A 1,194-nucleotide genomic window follows, 5' to 3' on the forward strand; every position below is an offset into this window, starting at 1 on the left:
ACTTGCGCCGCTTGAGAGTGGCGATCTCGAGGTCGTCTACCGAAGGATGGTTCATCGCGTCGATAAGTTCGCGCTCGATATCGCCGTGCTTTCGCTGCAGCTCATCAAGATGGGATGCAAGAGACATGATTGGTTCTCCCTTTCATGGTTTCCTCGATTGCAGCCGTCGCGGGCGCCTCCACCGCAGGTTGCGACTGTGACGGCACGATGATAGTTTGCCACCAACCAATCTCGATGTCGAATGCCACGTGGTAGCATTCCACGACAAAGTGAAATGTGATAAGGGCTGCGCGCCGGTCACCAACCGGTCCCGCCCAACCAGCCCGATTGGGCGATGCATACGCTAAACGGTAGATAATGTCCGAACAGGAACAGGCTGAAATACGCCTCGAATATTCCCGGCTCAAACAGGAACACGCCGATTTCGACGCCGCCATCAACGCGATGATCGCCACAGGCTGCGACCCGCTTCAGATCCAGCGCATGAAGAAAAAGAAGCTGATGCTGAAAGACCGGCTGTCGGCGCTGGAAGACCGCATCATCCCCGACATCATCGCTTAAAGCATGTCTCCCGAAAGTGGGAACCGGTTTCGGGATAAAGACATGCTTAAAATCAAAAACCTAAAGCGCATGGAGCGAATCTGAAAGATCGCGACGCGCTTTAGGCGGAGGGCGACGGCCAAGGCCGTGGACCGCGCCGGCCGAAAGGACTGCAGGCATCGACAATCCTTGCGGCAGCAGGCGAATTCCGCTAAGGCGCGCCTTTGCCGCCGGGGAGCGAAGCCTTGACCGATCAGCGTGCCGACGTCGCCGTCATCATGGGCAGCCAGTCCGACTGGGCGACGATGCGCCAGGCCTCCGAAACGCTGGAGGCGCTGGGCATCCCGCACAAGCGGCTGATCGTCTCCGCGCACCGCACCCCCGACCGCCTCTATGAATTCGCCAAGGGCGCCAAGGCCGCCGGCTACAAGGTCATCATCGCCGGCGCCGGCGGGGCGGCGCATCTTCCCGGCATGACGGCGGCGATGACGCCGCTGCCGGTCTTCGGCGTTCCGGTGGAATCCAAGGCGCTGTCGGGCCAGGATTCGCTGCTTTCCATCGTGCAGATGCCGGCCGGCATCCCGGTCGGCACGCTGGCGATCGGCAAGGCGGGCGCGGCGAACGCCGCCCTTCTTGCCGCCGCCGTGCTGGCAC

The 1,194-nt window shown here is 61.7% G+C and carries 3 protein-coding genes; 2 read left to right on the forward strand and 1 reads right to left on the reverse strand.

Annotated features, from left to right (window positions below; all coding sequences use genetic code 11):
• On the reverse strand, positions 1 to 127 hold a 127-nt coding region (locus tag EOD07_RS35095; protein WP_127238411.1), incomplete at its 3' end, for a DUF465 domain-containing protein.
• A gap of 230 nt (positions 128 to 357) precedes the next feature.
• On the opposite strand from EOD07_RS35095, the gene EOD07_RS35100 reads away from it, so the two are divergent.
• On the forward strand, positions 358 to 561 hold the full coding sequence (locus EOD07_RS35100; protein WP_040985243.1) for a DUF465 domain-containing protein: 204 nt from the start codon (positions 358 to 360) through the stop codon (positions 559 to 561).
• Between the two features lie 224 nt (positions 562 to 785).
• The coding region (purE, locus tag EOD07_RS35105) for a 5-(carboxyamino)imidazole ribonucleotide mutase (protein ID WP_127238412.1) at positions 786 to 1,194 on the forward strand (409 nt) is incomplete at its 3' end.

Source organism: Mesorhizobium sp. M2C.T.Ca.TU.002.02.1.1 (assembly GCF_003997225.1).